Source organism: Acidiluteibacter sp., assembly GCF_055129545.1.
Window position 1 is genome coordinate 140,891 of record NZ_JBSRUB010000026.1, and the last position, 16,415, is coordinate 157,305.

Here is a 16,415-nt window from a genome sequence, read left to right on the forward strand (position 1 = left end):
GTCTCTATCCACTCATTTGAGTGTGCATTTCAGAGGAAGTTGGTCTGATCCACATTAACAAAATCAATATGAATAGAGTGGCATAAGTGATGGTTTTGTAATACCATAAATACAACCGCAATTGTCCAAAAAATAGCTCAAAATTGAATAAAAAGACACAAAAAATAAAAAAAACGAGCTTTAGTTGGTAATTTTTTAGTTGCTTATAATGGATAACTAGTTGGTGACTTAGGTATGCTAAAGCGGGAAGTATAAAAATAAAGTTATAGATTCTCTGTTGTGGGAAGAAGAGCGGAATAATTAGCATTAAATAGCTGAACTCCCAGAATTCATTCAGTTTGACGTTTTGCTTTATAAAAGGCCGACTTCTTAAGAAATAGAAGGTCAATCCAATTAATGCAATTCTAGCAAGTGTAATAAGAACTTTAACTTGCTCTCTTCCTAAATCAATAAGGTATCTTCTGTTGGTTAATTCAACAATGTTATCCGTAATATCCTTTATAAATAATGTGGATAGTAATGTGCTGACTCCATGGTTTTTTCTATTGTTCATGTCAAAAATAGATTCAGGATCTAATGGATTGATTAAATACCACCATTTGGACCAAAGAAACAAACTCTTTGAAGGCTCAATAAAAACGAAGGTGCTTCCTACTAAAACTCCAAGAAATAAAAGAGTCCACATAAATGCTTTCAAGTGATTGCGATAAATTAGATAGGGTAGCAGCACAATTGGACTAATTTTCGTTAAAACAGCAAATGCAATTAACAGTGCACCAAGGGGTACATTTTGTTTTTGGCTGATTTGAAAAATACCTTCTAAACAGCAATAGAGCATTACAATAGTAAGTTGTACGATGTGCAGGTTGTAATAAATACTGATAAATCCCGCTCCAAAGATTGAAAGTTGAAGGATATTTATTAATTTATTATTATACCGATAGTCAATGAGGTAGAATGAAATAATGATCCAAATCCGTTAAAGCAAGAAGACTCCTGTGAACTTCAATAGAATTGCAGCGATGGAAATCGGAAGTAAAGTGAATGGGTAAAAAAATAGGGTAATAAGTGGATTGCCTAAATAGAAAAGAGTTGGAGGTTCTCCATAGAGTGGATGGTATAAATCATTTAATTGAAAAAGATTAGAGGCTGCATTGTAATAGATTGAAAAATCGCCTGTGCGGCTATATTCAAAAATGATAAAAATGATGATTAACAATAAGCCAATAAGTCGACTAAGCTTTAGTTTTCCAAAATCCATTTTTTTCTCTGCATTCAATTAAGCGTCCGAGTAAAAGTAATGGTTCCAATAGAATTAACAAATGGATGGAATCATTCGGTCAAAATTTATCTCTTTTTTAAACCCTAAATAACAAAGTCACAATAAATGCAATAATGGCAGGCATTGCTTGAACTATAAAGATTTTTTTACTTGCGGTAACTGCTCCATAGCAGCCTGCCACAACAACACAACCTAAAAAGAATAAAGCCACATTGGTGCTCCATTGAGGATCTGTGATAATGAGTGACCAGATTAATCCTGCCGATAGAAATCCGTTGTATAATCCTTGGTTTCCTGCCATGCCTTTGGTGGGTTTGAATAGGTCATCAGGCAACGCGCCTTTGAATGTTTTTTTTCCTAAAGTTTCCCATGCAAACATTTCCATGTAAAGAATGTAGAGGTGCTCAAAGGCGATAATTCCAATTAAGATCTTCGATAGTATTTGCATCATTTTATTTTTAGAGGATAAAGATAATGTTTACTTTCTAGGATGCATAGGGTAGTGTAGATTGTGTATCGGTTTCTTCTGTTAACTAGAAAACCTTCTTGGTTTAATAATTTGCGAGTATTAGTTTTGAAAGGTTTTATAAGAGTTAATTATCATTCTACTAAAGATTGTTGAGTTTAATACTAATAATTATGTCACCCTTTCAGGTTTTTTTATTTTGCTAAATGTATTTTGAATGGGTTTTACCCCATTCTTTTAAATATGTCGTCCCTTCAGGACTTTGAAGAATAATCTTTATTAAAATAAAAAACCTTGAGGGGATAAAACCCTTCAAGGATTAATCCTTGAAGGGTTCTAAATGGAAGTATTTAAACTTGCCTTTACTTCACCAATTCAAATTCAACTCTTCTGTTTTTTTGCTTATTCGCAATCGTCGTGTTTGGAGCAATCGGCTTCGTATCTGCCATGGCTTTGGTGGTGATTTGATTTGCATCAACTCCTTTAGCGATTAAATAACTTTCTACTGCTTTTGCTCTTTCTGAAGATACTTGCTGATTAATCGCATCGCTTCCCATATCGCAAGTATGTCCTAAGATGATGATTTGTTGCTCCGGGAATTGTTTTAATTCGGTGGCGATGGCATTTAATGAGGCCATCGCTTCCGCATTCAACATCGTTTGTTCAAATTCGAAAGGTATATTCTGTTCAAATACTTCTGAATTAATTGTTGTTACTTTTTCAACATCAGAAATAGAAACAGTTGTTGATTCTAATTTTTCAGGAGTAATTTCCTTTTTTTCAGTTTTAACAACTGTATTTTCTTCAGAAATGGGGGTCTCAATTTCTTCTACTTTAACTTCTTCTTCTATTTTAACTTTTTCTTCAATTGGTTCTTCAGATTTTTGGGATGGTTTCTCAGTAACCATTGGTGTTGTATATTCCTCAATCGGTGAAGGAGGAGTTGTTTTCTTTATTTTCCCCATTCTCAATCCAAGCATAAATTCGTGTGTTCCATTGCTATTGGAAGCGATTCCAGTATTTGAAAACTCGTAAGCATATGCAGCCATAAGCTTGTCAGTGATTTGAAAGCCCAGTTTTCCAATGTATCCGGCTTCTTGCCGATATCCAATTCCAAGGTAAAGGGTTTCTTTCCAAGAAGTCATGACATTGACTTCCACTTGAAAGCTGTTTACTCCTTGGTTTCTAGCTAGTATAAATGGTTCTAGGTTCCAGTTGTCTGACAATTTGAATTCATACGATCCATATGCTTTCAGGTATCTCACGCGTTCAAAAGTTCCGTCGCCTCTGTTTTTAGGTAGCGTGTAATTAACATCTGATTCAAAAAGGTTTGATGCTGCAATCCCAATTTTTCCTTTTTTATACGCCAACATCAGTCCGGCTTCAGCATCGAAAGTGGTACCGCTTTGTGAACCACCTAAAGCCACTTCATCCGCATAATCTCCAATAATTGCTTTGTTGTAATTGATACTATTTTGAGCCATCATACCCGATACTCCAAATCGAAGACTCGTATTTTCATTGATTGAAATTGCATAAGAATAGGAGAGGGCGGCATTGAATTGTTTTAAAATATCAGTTTGGTCTACTGTTATTTTTCCACCAATTCCCATTTTTTCATTTAGCGCTCCTTGAATTCCCATAAAAGTTGTTTTGGGAGCACCATCAATTCCCTGCCATTGAATCCGGTGACTGGCTGTTCCTGCCAATCGGTATTGATGGCCTGCTTCTGCAGGATTCAATAAGTAATTGTTGAAATTATAAAAGTTGCTAATTGGGCTTTGTTGTGCTTCCAAATTATTGAAAGCGATGAACCCCAAAATGGCAAGTGTGGCGGTGACTAATTTGTTTTTGCTATTCGTCATGTCTATTGTTTTTTGGAGTTATCTTCTTTCTCTTAGTATGGTTATTGGTCCTTTGTATTGGCGACTGCCATCGCAGCTAAATACATAGTAATAGGTTCCTTCCGGGAGCTCTTCTCCTCGAATGGTTCCATCCCATTCATTGTTGTAGTTATTGGTGGAATAAACTTCAGTTCCATTTCTGTTGAAGATCACTAGTTGGCATCCAGTGATGAGTTCAGGCTTGTTCACTACCCAGCGATCATTTCTTCCATCGCCATTGGGAGTGAACAAGGTGGTAGCCTCAAGTTGAGTGACCAACTCAACTATTATTTCCACATCATCTGAAACTTCACAACCATCTGAACTAACCACACGAAGAGTATATGTAGTGTTTTGTCTAGGGTTAGCAAAAGGTTGCTCTTTTGTAGGATCAGATAATCCTGTAGAAGGTGACCAATAAATTTGATTTGCATTTGTAGTATTGGCCAATATTTGAATGGGTTCAATGTCGCGTGTTGATAAGTCTGGGCCTGCATTGGCTGTTGGTGGAGTATAGACTTCCACATCGAATGAGCAGGTTGCCTGATTGTTTGCAGCATCCATTACTTGGTAAGAAATGGTTGTTATTCCTTTTGGGAATTGATCTCCGGAGAATAAATTAAATCCGTCGTTTCTGTTGGTGATGGATCCTGCACAATTGTCTAATCCCACTGGAGAGGTCCACGACACAATGGAATCACATTGGCTGATGTTTGATGGACAAACAATCGTTGGTACCTCCGTATCATTAACTGTAACCGTAAAGCTAGCACTGAATGTGTTAAGCGCATTGTCATAAGCCGTATAAGTAACCGTTGTTGTTCCTACCGGAAATACATCACCTGAAGTATGGCTACCAACCAATGAATCTAATAGGCAATTATCGTTAGCAGTTACGGTTGACCAAATATATACAGCGCCACAAGTTCCTGTCTCATTGTTGAGAACAGTATCGGCAGGTAAATTGGTAATTACAGGCTTTTCAGTATTAGTAATGGTGATGGTAAATGAGCAAGTGTCTGTATTTAACGATTCATCATAAGCAATATAGGTGACAGTTGTCGTTCCTGATGTAAAAACATCATTTGGATTATGGCTAGAAATTATTGAATCGATTCCACAATTGTCTTGAGCGGTTGGAGCTGTCCATGAAACTACTGCGCTACAATTTCCTGCATCTGCAGTTTGAATAATTGGTGAAGGGCAATTCATTATCAATGGACGAATTGTATCGAATACACTTACGGTAGCAGAGTTTGTTGAGGTGTTTCCATTGACATCAATTCCTGTTAAGGTAACGGTGTTAATTCCAACTTCAGCACAATCAAATAAAGTAGAATCAAGACTTAGCGTAACTGCTCCACAAATATCAGAGCTACCATTATCTATGTCGGTTGCGGAAACAGTTGCACTTCCTAACGCATTTAAATAAACCGAAACATTCTGGGTGATGATTGTTGGCTTAATAGTATCCAGAACAGTTACAATAGCACTAGAAGAGTCAATGTTATTGTTGGCATCAACTGCAATGAGTTGAATGGTATTGGTTCCAACATCAGCGCAAGAGAAGGAGCTTTTACTCAAACTCAACGTTGGATTTCCACAAATGTCTGTGCTTCCATTATCTATATCTGACGAGGTGATGGTTGCTGCACCAGTAGCATCTAAATAAATTGTTTTGTTCTGAGTAATGACAGTAGGTCGAATGGTATCAACAACTGTAACAATTGCTCCTGTTGAATCAATGTTTCCGTTGATATCTGTTGCAATTAATTGGATCGAATTAGCTCCAACTTCACTGCAATTAAAAGTGTTTTTTCTCAAACTTAAAGTAGGAGTTCCACAAATATCAGAACTTCCATTGTTTATAGCAGCTGGTGTAATTGTTACATTCCCAGTTGCATCTAAATATACTGTGATGTTCTGTGTTATGACTGTTGGTTTGATAGAGTCTATCACAGAGACAGTCGCCGTGTTTGTCGAAGTATTTCCATTGACATCAATTCCGGTTAAAGTCACGGTGTTGATTCCAACTTCAGAACAATCAAATGAAGTTGAATCGAGGCTTAAAATCACAGCACCACAAATGTCAGAGCTGCCATTGTCTATATCTGCTGGAATAATAGTCGCATTTCCGGAGGCATCTAAATATAGGTTGATGTTTTGCGTGATGATGGTTGGTTTAATAGTGTCTATTACAGTAATAATTGCACTAGCAGAATCTAGGTTGTTGTTTGCGTCCAAGGCGATTAATTGAATGGTCTTGGTTCCAACATCAGCACAAGAAAAACTACTCTTATTTAAAGACAACGTTGGAGTTCCACAAATATCTGTGCTTCCATTGTCTATATCTGACGGGGTGATGGTTGCTGCACCAGAAGCATCTAAATAAATTGTTTTGTTCTGAGTAATGACAGTAGGTCGAATGGTATCTACAACTGTAACAATCGCTACTGTTGAATCAATGTTCCCGTTGATATCTGTTGCAATCAATTGGATGGTGTTGGCTCCGACTTCACTGCAATTAAAAGTGTTTTTTCTCAAACTTAAAGTAGGAGTTCCACATATATCAGAACTTCCATTGTTTATAGCAGCTGGTGTAATTGTTACATTCCCAGTTGCATCTAAATATACTGTGATATTCTGTGTCATGACTGTTGGTTTGATAGAGTCTATCACAGTGACAGTCGCCATGTTTGTCGAAGTATTTCCATTGACATCAATTCCGGTTAAAGTCACTGTGTTAATTCCAACTTCAGAACAATTAAATGAAGTTGAATCGAGGCTTAAAACCACAGCGCCACAAGCATCATTACTCCCATTGTCAATATCAGAAGTAGTGATAGTTGAATTTCCTGTTGCATTTAGATAAACAGTAATGTTTTGCGTAATGATGGTTGGTTTAATAGAATCTATTACAGTAACAATTGCACTAGCAGAATCTAGGTTGTTGTTTGCATCCAAGGCGATTAATTGAACAGTGTTTGTTCCAACATCAGCACAAGAAAAACTACTTTTATTTAAAGACAAAGTTGGAGTTCCACAAATATCTGTGCTTCCATTGTCTATATCTGACGAGGTGATGGTTGCTGCACCAGAAGCATCTAAATAAATCGTTTTGTTATGAGTAATTACAGTTGGTCGAATAGTATCGATGACTGTAACAGTCGCAGTTGCAGAATCAATATTTCCGTTGACGTCTGTTGCAATTAATTGAATCGTATTTACACCAACTTCGCTACAATTAAAAGTGCCTTTTCTCAAACTCAAAGTAGGTGCACCACAAGCATCAGAACTTCCATTATCGATTATTGAGGGAGTTATTGTTGTATTTCCTGTAGCATCTAAATAGACTAAAACATTCTGAGTAACTACTTTTGGTTTAATCGTATCTAAAACAATTATTGTAGCTGAACTGGAGCTTGTGCAACCATTCGCATCGGTAATTCCAACTGTATAGGTAGCAGATGTAATTCCCAAAATAACTGAACTAGGAGCACTATTTGACCAAGAGTAGGTATAGGGTGAGGTTCCTCCAGTGGCAACTGCTGTTAGCATCCCATCATATGCTCCAATACAAGATTCATTTGAATCAATCGTAATAGAGCTATTCACGCTATTAATGGTCAAATCAAGTGTAACAATTGAATCACAACCTAAAGTTGAAGGAATGGTGTCTAAAAATTGACCGGAATTGAAATAGGTAATTCCATTCTGAGGCCATGTGTAGCTATCGCAACTTGAAATTGTTAGGGTTGAATCACTGATGCTCTTAACTGTAAAGTTAACATCAGAACTGTCAGGACAAGAACCGTTAGTGACATATTTTACCAAATAGCTTCCAACGGTTGAGGTTGGCAAGTCAATTATACCTGTAGTTGAATTAATGTTTAAACCTACAGAGCTTGAAAATGATCCCCCTGTAGTTCCCGAAATAGTTGGAATAGGGTTGGGTTCATTATTACAATAGGAAGATGCTCCAAAACCAAAGCTTGCATCATCAGGATTAGCAACATTTATAGTGATTGATTCAGTAGTAAGGCATGATGTAGACACATTAAGTACTTTCACTTTATAGGTATAATTGCCGGGGCTTGAAGGTAAAGTGATAGTAATGTTAGAGTTTGCGCCTGAGATTGTTCCGGAACCTAAGGATGCTAAAGAATGATCTATAAAGTCAAAGTTGTATCCTGTTGCATCTGTTGTTGCGGTTAAAGTCACGGTGCTAGATAGACATGCTCCTAGAGGGCCAGTTAAAACAACCTGTGGAATTGGGTTTATTGTTATAGAAACACTAGAAGACTCTGGGCATAGGCTCGATGTTGTGTAGGTCACATTGTAGGTTCCAATAGTGGATAATGATAAATCTATTGCGCCAGTAGTAGAGTCTATGGACAAACCTGCAGTACTTTTGAAAATGCCTCCTGTTGTTCCAGCAATTGTTGGTGTGGGATTGCTTTCATTTTTACAAAATGCAGCAGCAGAATAAGAGAAATTGGGGTTATCTGCTATGGGGTCTACAATTTGTAAAGATGAGGTGACAAAATTAGAGTTAGCATCTGTTACAGTTACGGTATAAGTACCTGCTGATAATCCACTATTTAAAGCTGTAGTAGCTCCATTTGACCAACTGTAGCTATAAGGTGCAGTTCCTAATGAAGGAGAAACAGTAACAGCACCATCACTATTTCCATTACAGGAGATTGCAGATGTTTGGGCTGCGGTTGCATTAAAAAGTTTTGTGATCACAAAATTTGGTCTTGTAAAAGTTCTGGAACAACCATCAAAATCGATGACTTTTAGTGATACATCAAATGTGTCTGTTGTAGTATAGGTATGAGTTGGGTTTTGAAGAGTTGAAGTATTTCCATCACCAAATTTCCAAAACCAAGAAGCAGGAGGAGATGAAAAAATAGTTGAATCTTTAAAGTTAAAGGTATAAGGAGGGCTAGTTGGTGAAGTGCTGGACAAACCAAAATTTACACCAGGTCCAAAGACTTGTATATAGTTGCTTTTAGTCCTAGTGTTCGTGCAACCGTTTGCAGTAGTAATTTTTAAGGAAATCGAGTAAAGCCCGGATTTGTCATAGGTATGAGATGGACTCAGCAATGTGGATGTAGTTCCATCGCCAAAATTCCATAAATAGCTTACCGCTGATGTGGAAGCATTGGTAAAGTTTACTGTTAGCGGCCCACATCCAAATTGGGGAGATGCACTAAAGTCAGCAGTAGGTGCTTCAACGACTACTGCCATGATGATTGTTTTATTGCTTGATCCACCTACGACAGTATCCGTGATGGTTAAGCTTACGTTAAAGGTTCCTGCAGAAGTATAAGTATGGATGGGGTTCTGAGCCCTACTAGTACTCCCATCTCCAAAGTTCCATAGCCAAGTGTCTGGCGTGGTAGATTGATCCGTGAAAAAGACGGTGTGAGGTACGGAACATCCCATAGTAGGGGTTAACGAAAAATCAGCATTTAATTGAGCGCTTGAGACAATTACATTCAATACCAAAAAACAAAACAGTGTGACTTTTTTCATAGAATTTAGAATTCAGTTTCTGAAATCAAAACTCTGGATAAATTTTGAGTAATCTACTTTTTCAGTGTCTACAATATGTCTACAGGGCGTTATTTTATTGAATACAAACACTTAAACGAATGTCTATGTGTAGATTTCTTCTATATTGATCGGATGAATTCTACAAGACTACTTTCAGATTCTTGAGCAATTTTCTTCTTCAAGCGGTATTTTGTCTGATCCACAGATCGGACATTAACTCCTGAAATACTGGCAATTTCTCGATTCGATAAATTCATTTTTATTAATGCTGCAGTGCGCAACTCACTTTGAGTGATAGTGCCATTTGTTTCCAGTAAATTGTCGTAAAACTCAGGATGAATTTTGGAGAAGTGAGCATTGAAATGGTTCCAATCGATGTCTGCAATTTCATTTTCCCTCATTTGTCGATTCAGTTCAATGGCTTTGGTATCGTTCTGATCTAATTTTGAGAATTGTGCTTTTAGCTTGTCAAGTTGTTCATTCTTGCGAATCATAGAAAGGGTAATGGCTGCAATTTCCTGCTGGTGAACCGCTATGTCCTGTTCCAATTGAGTATTCTTCAGTTCTGACTGAACCAAATCTTGCTGGATTAATTTTTCTTTCATTTCAGCATTCTTGGCTTTTAACTTTTGTCGGTTATACAACAAAAATAAAAACAGGCAAACCAAAATAAAAATGGCCGAAAACCCAATATAATAAAGCTTTTGCAGTTGCTTTTCCTTGGATAAGAGTAACAATTCTTTTTCTTGATTTTCAATTTTTAATTCCTTCTTTTCTGTTTCAAACTCAACCTGCAAAGCAGCAATTTGCTTTACCTTTTCCTGAGTCAGCAAACTGTCTTTGTATAGGATTAACTCTTGAAACAATGGAATAGAAGAATCTATATTATTTAATGCCAATTGTAGCTCAATTTTTAACTCCAACGCTTCTTTGATTTGGTCCTTTGCTTGAATGTGTTTAGCCAATGTGTAACTGCTGTCTGCATAAAGGAGTGCTTTGTTGAACTCTTTTAACCTGAAACTACTTTTTGCTATGCCTATGTATTGTCGGGTTATTTCACCGGGTTGATTCAATTCTTTGACCATTTTTAAAGCCTTCGATCGATTTTGGATGGACTTCTCATAGTCGCCCAACTGGAAATAGGCGAATCCAATATTGCCTACAATTTGAGCTTCATTTAAGTAATTGTTTGTTTTGACGGCTATTGCTCTAGCTAGCTCATAATATTTCAGGGCTTCATTGTAGTTGCCCAAATCGTCATAGATCATTCCAATGTTACTCAATGGACTAATGAAACTAGAAGTATCCAATAGACTTTCAGAATCGGCCAATGATTCCTTAAAATACACGAGTGCATTTTCTTTATCGCCGAGCTCATAATAGGCCACTCCAATATGATTCTTCACTCTGGATCTACTGCGAACACTCCATTCGTCATTCAATCCTTCATATTTTCTAGAAGATTCCATCAACAATTCGATGCTTTTCAAGTAATCTCCTTTTTCACTGTATACAGAACCAATCATTAATGTGGTTCTTGCTTCCCATATGCTGTCCTTTAATTGTTTGAAAAGGGTTAAACTACTATCAAACGCACTTAGGGCCTTTTTATATTCTCCTGAATTTCTGTAGATGGTTCCGTATGAAGTGAGGGCAATGGCCAAGCATTTTTTATTATTGATTTCTTTGGCCCTTTTTTCAATGAGTTGAGAAAAATAGAACGCTGAATCGTGATTTTTATAGAAGTATTTTCGAGCAGAGTTGAAACATTCTCTACAAATTGAATCTTCTTTATTTTCTTGCGCAGAAGAAAGGGAAGGATTGAAAAAATAAACGATAAAGATTAGTAGTTGAGGTAGAAAGCTTTTTTTAACTAAAGAGGAATCCATATTGGGGATGAATTGAATACTTAAACAGGAGTGCAAATTAAGCAAAACAATTATTTTAAGTGAAAACGGACAAAACCTTCAAGGTTTAGGAAACTGCTGGGATTAACACTTGACGGTTAGAGGGGAAGGAATAAAGCACTCTTTCTAAACGAAGTGTTTTTTTATTTATTATTTTTTTTAAAATTTTAATTTAGATGACAAATTTTATGAAAATCTTTCATTCTAAAATATCGTTTTAAAAGTCATGAAGAGCTTTAAAATAAATTTTTTATGAAGTGGTTAAATTATATTTTTTTAAAATAACTAAGGCCTTACTTGCTTTTCACTTAGCTAAAAAAAGCCCCGTCTAAATTAATAGGCAGGGCTTTCCTTAAATCATAGCTTTATTGTATTAGCGTTTAATGACTTTTAAGACTTCTATATCTTTAGGTGTAGCTGACTTTATGATGTATACACCTGGAGTAAATGCACTGAAATCAAACTCAATTTTAGATTCTCCTGCTTTAATATTTCCTTCACTGTAAATCAATTTACCTGTAATATCAATAATTTCTATTGACGATTCAACTTCGTGAATTGTCTCAACAGTGATTATATCCTTGAACGGATTAGGGTAAGCCTTTATCTTGGACAAGCTAGAAAGATTTTCATCTTTCTGATTTCCTTTCTTTTTAAAGAATACACTTGCTTGCTGAGGATCATAACGTAATGCATACATATCTATTCCTGCATTTGGTGAAATACCAATTTCAAGCTCTGATGTAAAGTCTCCTGTCGCAAAATAGTGTTGTACATCTTGAACTGAACTAATTGCATGTCCAAAATCGTCGGATGACGGTCCCCTAATAGGTTTAACAAAACTCATTCCCCCGGAATACGTATTAAAAGTCATTAAAAAGATATCTCGATCTGTACCTGAAGTGGAAGACATTAAATTATTTATAGCATTACTTCCTCCATTGCCAAGACTGGCTATTCCAGAAAACTCTCCAATCATGGTTACTTGCTGGTTTAGAATACTTACATCAGCTCCTCTATCTAAATCATACTCACTTCCGATAAGTTGGTGCCACATATATTGTCCACTAGGTTGCAAACCCAAAATAAAGGCATCTTGCGAATTATTATTTGTTTGATCTGGGATTCCTCCGGCCATTTCAATATCTCCTACCATTATGCCAGTAATGATCAAATTGTTATCGACATCAATGCCATTTCCTTCGTCATCTGCGTCACCTCCAAGTAACATTGACCAATTCCAAGTAAAATTTTGTTTTAAAGAACCTACAAACACATCTTTTCCATTTGAAAATGAAGTAATAAAATTTGCGTCCATATCAGCGGAAGTTGCATAACCTGTAATGAAAATCTCTTGGCTACCTATATCAATAGCAATCGCCTTTCCATCGTCTATATTGGAACTGCCTATTCCATTCAATAGCATTGATCCATAGCTTGACCCATTGTCTTCTATACCGATTGCATGAATATCTCTGTCATTCGGACCTCCTAGAGCAGGATAATGTAAGTTATTTGACGTTAAGGTAATTACGCCTTCAAAATTTCCAGTCGTAACGATTTTTCCACCAAAAGCATCTATCCCTTTAATGTTATTTCGCTCTCCTGCATTATTCGCAGGTATGGTTGCCCAAATCCCAACTCCATCGGCATCCATTTTGGCCACGAAGCCTTTTTCCGCAGTGGTAGGAGTTAAACTGCATGTTAAACAAGCTCCTGGAATAGTGGTATTTCCAGCAATCGTACCTGAAAGGTATAAGAACTCTTCCTGCACGCCATGATCAATTGCAATTTGAGGATTTAAATCATTGGCCGTACTTCCAAATGATTTAGACCATACAATTCCGCATTCGTTATATTTTGCAACATAAATATCAGTACCTCCATTGGATACTAAGGTTGGCTCAGAAGGTTCCACTTTGATTGAACCTGAGAATAATCCCACTAAATAATACGACCCGTCAGAAGCTCTAGCAATTCCTCTTCCCGATTCATTTCCGGCACCAAGGTCATCAATCTGTTTTGGCCAAACTTCCGTTCCTGAAGGACCTCCTGGAAGTATAACGATATCATTGGTTTTATTGCATACACTTTGGTGAGTTATCGAATAAGTACCCGTAGATGCCAATGAAGGATCAAATTCTCCGGTAGAAGTGTTCAATGCAGTTGTAAATGGTAATGACGACCATGAACCCGGCGCAATGTCTGCTTCTAGTTGGGTGATTCCGTCATAATAACAAAATAAGTCAGGAGTGATATCCTTCTTCTTATAGTGGTTATTAAAAGTTTTGGTTGTATTTACCTGGCAAGCATTTTCTATAGTTGCAGTAATAGTTCTGCTGACCACATCAGAAGAAGGGTTACTCAGCACTCCTGTATTTGCGTTTACTCCATTGCCTGACCAGCTAATAGGGCTTGAACCTGCATAATTGGTTTGTAAAGTAATATTGCCACAAATTGGATCAGGAGTTGTGATGCTAAAACCAGCAAATGGTGCAACAACTGACAAACTCAAGGGTACATTCGTAACTCCACATTCATTTGTTCCTGATAGTTGTATGGCGTAATTTCCAGCTGTAAATTGAGTACATTGAATTGGATTATTTGATGTTGTTCCGTTGGCAAAATTCCATGAATAAGTTGGGTTATGAGAATAACTGTTGTTTGGATTTGCTGAGAAACATTCGTTCGCTCCTGCACATGCATTAGGAAAAGGAATTGAAGGAGCAAAGGTTATGGGATCGTCAACATAAAATGTGATCTGATCTGTTGCAGAGCATTGATAATTTGAACTTAATACGCTATACTGTATTACATTTGCCCCAGCATTATTAGTCGGGTCAAATACGTAGTTCCCATTAATACCGCTGACTCCATTCCCAAACCAAGTTCCATTTGTAACATTGCCGACTAAAGGCACATTATTATCAGACTCACAATAAAATTGTTCAAAATTAACAATCTGGGCAGTCACATTCTGATCTACAGTAATTGTAGCATAATCAACACCTGAGCACCCTCCAGAACTATAGTAATAAGTTATTTGATGTGTTCCTACACCTGCAACACTAGCATTAAACTTCCAAGCTCCGTTTTGCAAAACCACTCCTGTTCCAAACATAGTTCCTCCTGTTGGATTGTAGTTCAAATCTCCTGCGGTATTTGTTTCACAAAAATATTTATTTGATACGGAAACATTTGGAACAGAATTTACTACTATGTTTTGAGTCATTGTAAAAACACCACACGAAGTTGTCATTTCATGTTCTATTTGATAGTTCCCACTGGTATTTGCTATAAAAGTTGGAGCAGTTGTCGTATTTGGACTTCCTTGACTTCCTCCAGTAGGATAAAACCACCATCTATGGCTAACTCCTGTTGTAACGGTTGGATTAAGGGTAAAACTAGTTCCTACACAGGCTGAAGCAGGAGCTGTAAAATTTGGGTCAGGAGAATTTAGTGCCGCATTAGAAGTTACTCCAACAGCATTCCATGCTTCGATTACTTGAACTACTTGATTGGAGCAATCGCCAAAAAGTAACTCTGCAGCAGCAATTGACATTTCTCTTGAATCTGGATAAATGGAATTTGGAGTTAAACTTATCATATCCAAAAATGCAATATCTGCTGCATCGGTTCTGCCGATGCTTTGCACATTATATGCAACGTTATTATCGTTAGTGCCTGTACCTCCCTCGGCTAAAAGAAAAAACCAATAGTTTTGAGGTCCTCCATTCAAATGCACCCCACCTTGATCACAGTTAGGAAATGAATTAAAATCGAGCCAATTGTTTCCCAAGTAAGTATCAGCCTGATCGTAGTTGTAAATCCCATTTGGACATCCAGATACTGAAGTTGTTTCATTTTTAGCATCAGGGTCGGCCATACTTCTTCTAAATCCATCTTGGATATGAAAATCTTCACCAAGTAAATAATCTCCTGTTTCATTTTGCCCAAAAAATTCTACCATAGTACCAAATATATCAGCAAATGATTCGCCAAGCGCCCCTCCTTCATTATTATTTGGGAGTTGAGAAGAGTTTATCATAATGCCATGCGCAAATTCATGTCCAACAACATCCAAAGAAACAATGTCGTCATTCGCTTGACCAAACCCTCCCTTTCCAAACTCAAAAAATATTTCTCCAGATATACTTTTAGTGAATGCTCCATCGCTTCCAATATTTGTTCGGATATTGATTTTAGCCCCTTGGTCATTATAACTATTAAGACCATGATTATTAAGAAAATAATCATAAGTCTGTTGTGCAGCCCAATGAGCAGATCCAGCCGCTTTATCTTTATCATTATTGACATAAGTATTATTGGGGTCACGCACTTTGTCGTAAAAACCAGGAAAAGGCGGAATTATCTTGAAAAATCTAGTCTCAATGCCATTTCCCCTGCAATTATCTAATAATTCAAAATCATTAAATAGTCCACCGTATTCATGGGTAGTTATGTTTTGTGGCCCATTATATAATGTATTAGTGCTACCTGTGCAACAATTACATTGATAAGTCATCACTTTTTCTTTAACCACTTTACCGTCGGAAGCATCTATGTATAATAAAATATCTGGTTGCCCAATTTGGCTTGAGGAAGCCGTAAGTTCATAGACTAATTCATAAGAAATGTTATTTTTTTTAATAAACTTTAAGTTTAAGTTTGGAGAGATAGTCTTATAATTAGTTTCAAAGATTTCTTTTTCTTTTAAGTATTTTAATGCAATACTTTGAACTGATTCTTTAGAGATAGAGTTGCTCTCTGGTTCAAATTCTAACCCGTTTGCTAGTTTGCCAAGGACATATCGAATTTCTCCTTCCTTCTCGAATATAACCATTTGATTGCCTTCTACTTGAATATTATTAAACAATTGTTGATACCTATGAACCTTAATACCCTTTTTGTAATCCATCGTTGAAATATATTCCATTTGATCTTTTTCGGAGAGCCTGAAAGCCTTTTTATTATTTATAAAAAAACTTTCATGGTTACTAAATAGGTTTCTTTTTAGCTTTACGACTCCCTCTTTACTTTCGGGCTTGGCAATTTCTTGCATTTTTTCATTCCAAAAGGAATCTTCCAATTTGGATTGCTCTTGTCCAAAAAGTAGACTTGTAGAGAGTAGAGCAAGTAATAATGATTTTACTTTCATGGTATTGAGATTTAAGTTAGCTAACAAATTTTACTTAGCCAGTTTGATTTTTTACTATTGAAATTAGTATTTGGGCTCAATTAATTAGTAAGAGGGCTATTTTTTTGAGTTTCCACTTTTTTGATATTAACTTGTTGATTTGTAGGAATATTTAAAA

Annotated in this window: 7 protein-coding genes; all 7 read right to left on the reverse strand. The window is 36.6% G+C overall.

Annotated features, from left to right (window positions below; translation table 11 throughout):
• Window positions 1-4 precede the first annotated feature (4 nt).
• On the reverse strand, window positions 5-976 hold the full coding sequence (locus ACTB0X_RS13125) for a glycosyltransferase 87 family protein (protein WP_463025646.1): 972 nt from the start codon (window positions 974-976) through the stop codon (window positions 5-7).
• 3 nt (window positions 977-979) lie between these two features.
• Window positions 980-1,261, reverse strand: a complete 282-nt coding sequence (locus ACTB0X_RS13130) for a hypothetical protein (protein ID WP_463025494.1) — start codon at window positions 1,259-1,261, stop codon at window positions 980-982.
• A gap of 97 nt (window positions 1,262-1,358) precedes the next feature.
• Window positions 1,359-1,730: a DUF1304 domain-containing protein gene (locus ACTB0X_RS13135; protein ID WP_463025495.1), complete on the reverse strand. Its 372-nt coding sequence runs from the start codon at window positions 1,728-1,730 to the stop codon at window positions 1,359-1,361.
• 380 nt (window positions 1,731-2,110) lie between these two features.
• Window positions 2,111-3,613 carry a PorP/SprF family type IX secretion system membrane protein gene (locus ACTB0X_RS13140; RefSeq protein ID WP_463025496.1) on the reverse strand — a complete coding sequence of 501 codons (1,503 nt, stop codon included), beginning with the start codon at window positions 3,611-3,613 and terminating at the stop codon, window positions 2,111-2,113.
• Window positions 3,614-3,631: 18 nt separating this feature from the next.
• The gene (locus ACTB0X_RS13145; RefSeq protein WP_463025497.1) at window positions 3,632-9,172 is read right to left on the reverse strand and encodes an HYR domain-containing protein; all 5,541 of its coding nucleotides are present in this window, start codon (window positions 9,170-9,172) and stop codon (window positions 3,632-3,634) included.
• Between the two features lie 140 nt (window positions 9,173-9,312).
• Window positions 9,313-11,082: a tetratricopeptide repeat protein gene (locus tag ACTB0X_RS13150; protein WP_463025498.1), complete on the reverse strand. Its 1,770-nt coding sequence runs from the start codon at window positions 11,080-11,082 to the stop codon at window positions 9,313-9,315.
• 391 nt (window positions 11,083-11,473) lie between these two features.
• Window positions 11,474-16,258, reverse strand: coding sequence for a M4 family metallopeptidase (locus ACTB0X_RS13155; RefSeq protein ID WP_463025499.1), 4,785 nt, complete (start codon window positions 16,256-16,258; stop codon window positions 11,474-11,476).
• Window positions 16,259-16,415: the final 157 nt, after the last annotated feature.